The sequence below is a fragment of the Aminobacter sp. P4_H6_2 genome (assembly GCF_056400805.1).
Genome location: NZ_JBFUKO010000547.1, coordinates 1 through 3,637, shown reverse-complemented (window position 1 = coordinate 3,637; position 3,637 = coordinate 1). Strand labels below are relative to the sequence as shown.

At 62.7% G+C, this 3,637-nt stretch carries 4 protein-coding genes; all 4 read left to right on the top strand.

Annotated elements, in window-relative coordinates:
* Positions 1-1,680, top strand: a 1,680-nt coding sequence (locus AC1DUU_RS26270; protein WP_476786297.1) for an oxidoreductase, incomplete at its 5' end; no start/stop codon positions are given.
* A complete protein-coding gene (locus tag AC1DUU_RS26265) occupies positions 1,677-2,468 on the top strand; it encodes an SDR family NAD(P)-dependent oxidoreductase (protein WP_476786296.1) in 792 nt (263 codons plus the stop codon). The genes AC1DUU_RS26270 and AC1DUU_RS26265, both read left to right, overlap by 4 nt.
* Positions 2,469-2,569: 101 nt before the next feature.
* Positions 2,570-3,022: a cupin domain-containing protein gene (locus AC1DUU_RS26260; RefSeq protein WP_476786295.1), complete on the top strand. Its 453-nt coding sequence runs from the start codon at positions 2,570-2,572 to the stop codon at positions 3,020-3,022.
* 42 nt (positions 3,023-3,064) lie between these two features.
* Positions 3,065-3,637, top strand: a 573-nt coding sequence (locus tag AC1DUU_RS26255) for an enoyl-CoA hydratase family protein (RefSeq protein WP_476786298.1), incomplete at its 3' end; no start/stop codon positions are given.

Below are 3,637 nucleotides of genomic sequence, written 5' to 3'. Positions count from 1 at the left end.
GACCAGGACCAGTCCATCGACTTCTGCGAGAAGCTGTTTGCCGGCACGCTCGAAGGCCACAAATTGATGACCAATGCGCGCCATCTGCGCGGCTCGGCCTGGCTGAATTTCGGCCGCCTGATCTGCGACAAGTGGAGCCATTTCAATGGCCAAAGCCATGTCGTTTTGATGGGCGACAGCGCGCACACCGCACATTTCGCCATCGGTTCGGGCACCAAGCTCGCCATCGACGACGCCATAGAACTGACCCGCCAATTCGATATCTTCGGCCACGACAAGGCCAGCATTCCGGCCGTGCTCGAAGCCTATGAGGACGTGCGTCGCGTCGACGTTGCCCGCATCCAGAACGCCGCACGCAATGCGATGGAGTGGTTCGAGGTCGTCGGCACGCGTTATGCCGACACGCTGGAGCCCGAGCAGTTCATGTATTCGATGCTGACGCGCTCGCAGCGCATCAGCCATGAAAACCTGCGCTTGCGCGACAAGGACTGGCTCGAGGGCTACGAGCGCTGGTTCGCCGAGCGTGCCGGTGTCGTTCCCGCGCCCAACGGTTCGGTGCCGCCGCCGATGTTCACGCCCTTCACCATTCGCGGCTTGACGCTGAAGAACCGTATCGTGATGTCGCCGATGGCGATGTATTCGGCGACCGACGGCCTGCCCAACGACTTCCATCTCGTCCACATGGGCTCGCGCGCCATGGGCGGCGCGGCCCTTGTGTTCCCCGAGATGACCTGCGTGTCGCCAGACGCGCGCATCACGCCCGGCTGCCTTGGCCTGTGGAACGACGAGCAGGCGCAGGCCTTCAAGCGCATCGTCGATTTCGTCCATCACCAGACACCGGCCAAGATCGGCATCCAGATCGGACATGCCGGTCGCAAGGGCGCGACAAGGGTTCCTTGGGAAGGCATCGACCAGCCGGTGATCGAAGGCGGCTGGCCTTTGATTTCGGCATCCGCCCTGCCCTACCTCAAGCATTCCGACATGCCGCGCGAAATGACCCGGGAGGACATGGATCGTGTAACAGCCGATTTCGTCCGCTCCACCGAGATGGCGGCCGAACTTGGCTTCGACATTCTCGAACTGCACGCAGCCCACGGCTATCTCTTGTCGAGCTTCTTGTCGCCGCTGACCAATCTGCGCGACGACGAATATGGCGGCAGCCACGAAAACCGCGCCCGTTTCCCGCTCGAAGTGTTCCGCGCTGTCCGTGCGGCGTGGCCGCAAGACAAGCCGATCTCGGTGCGTCTGTCCACTCACGACTGGTACGAGGGTGGCAACACGCCCGAGGACGCAGCGATCTTCGCGCGCATGTTCAAGGAAGCCGGCGCCGACATGATCGACTGCTCGTCAGGCCAGGTGGTGAAGGAAGAGCAGCCGGTCTATGGCCGCCTGTTCCAGACACCGTTCTCCGACAAGATCCGCAACGAGATCCAGGTGCCGACGATTGCCGTGGGTGCGATCTCGGAGGCCGACCACGCCAATTCGATCATCGCTGCCGGCCGCGCCGATCTTTGCGCCGTCGCCCGTCCGCATCTCGCCGACCCGTCCTTCGTCATGCATGAAGCGGCGAAGATCGGTTACGCTGAACAGGCCTGGCCGAAGCAGTATCATTCGGCCCGCGCGCAATATGTGAACAACCTCGCCCGCGCCGCGGCAGCCGCACCCACAGGCAAGGCATGAGCAATCGGGGCAAGAACGGGCGTCACGCTTTAGTCACCGGCGCAGGCAGCGGCATCGGCCGCGCCATTGCGCTGGCGTTGGCGGCCGATGGCCTGCGCGTCAGCCTGTGCGGGCGACGCGCGGCCCCACTTGAAGCCGTTTGCGCCGAGATCGCTGCCGCTGGCGGCGAAGCCTTTGTACACGATAGCTTTGACGTCACCGACGCACAGTCGGTTGAGGCAGGCATCGCCAAGGCCGTGACCCAGGCGGGTGACATCGCCGTGCTGGTCAACTGTGCCGGCGAAGCGCCGTCGGCGCCGTTCGACAAGACCGACCTTGCGATGTGGAACCGGGTGATCGGCATCAATCTGACCGGCACGTTCCTGGTCACACAGGCAGCACTTGCCTCGGTCAAACGCGCCGGCAATGGCCGCATCATCAATGTCGCCAGCACTGCCGGCCTGACCGGATATCCCTACGTCTCCGCCTACTGCGCCTCCAAGCATGGCGTGATCGGCATGACGCGTGCCTTGGCGCTCGAACTCGCCCGCACTGACGTGACCGTCAACGCCGTCTGCCCTGGGTTCACCGACACACCTCTGCTCGACGGTGCCGTCGAAACGATCAGCGGCAAGACAGGCCGCACGGCGGATGAAGCGCGTGCAAGCCTTGCCCGGTCCAACCCGCAGGGACGACTGGTCACGCCGCAGGAAGTTGCCAACACGGTGCTTTGGCTCGCCTCCGAAAAGGCAACCGCCATCACTGGCCAGGCGATCCCGGTCGCCGGCGGCGAAATACTGGGAGGGTGAGCAGGCAGGCTACGGGAAATGGTGCTGACGCCGCTCGCATCTTTGCAGGTCCGGCAAACAGGAATTGATACCAGGCAAACCTAATCAACGGGGAGGTAGACATGGCAGGAAATCTCGAAAAGGGAATTACGCGCGACGGTCACGGCTTTGAGGGTAAGCAGTGGAACATTCTCGGTCAGATCTATTTTCCGAAAGCGATTTGCGACGCGACATTCGCCTTTGAAACAAACAGCGCGCCTGGTCAGTTCGTTCCCGTGCATATCCATCCGACGCAGGATGAATTTATCCTGGTGCAGGAAGGCGAACTCGATCTGAAGCTCGACGGCCAATGGTTCAAAGCCAAGGCTGGAGAYCTAGTGCGGATGCCGCGCGGTATTCCGCATGGCTATTTCAATAAATCCGACAAGCCGACGCGGGCGCTGTTTTGGGTTTCTCCGGCGGGGATGCTCGAGGAATTGTTCAGCAAGCTCGACAACCTCGGCGATCCCGAAGAGGTCGTGAAGATTTCTGCCGCGCATGAAGTGGATTTCCTTCCACCGTCAGCGAACGACTAAGCAAGCCAAAGATAGCGACAGGAGCGATCCGTGACCAACCCGATGCAGGACAAGAAGCGTCCGTTCAAGGACCACAAGGCCAAGCACTTCCTGTTTGAGACCGATGCCGACGGCCGGGTCGCCACCATCACGCTCAATCGTCCGGAGAAGAAGAACCCGCTGACCTTCGAAAGCTACGAGGAACTCACCGATCTGTTCCGTTCGCTGGCACGCGCCAGCGACGTGCGCGCCGTCGTTCTGACCGGGGCCGAAAACAACTTCTCCTCCGGCGGCGATGTCTTCGACATCATCGAGCCGCTGACGCGCATGTCGATGCCCGACCTGCTCGATTTCACCCGCATGACCGGCGATCTGGTCCGCCAGATCCGCACCTGTCCGCAACCAGTCATCGCGGCCGTCGACGGCATCTGCGCCGGTGCGGGTGCGATCCTTGCCATGTCGGCCGACTTCCGCGTCGCCACGCCCGAGGCCAAGACCGCCTTCCTGTTTACCAGGGTTGGCCTCGCCGGCGCCGACATGGGCGCCTGCGGTATCCTTCCGCGTATCATCGGCCAGGGCCGCGCCGCCGAGCTTCTGTTCACCGGCCGTTCGATGTCCGCCGCCGAAGGTCACAAC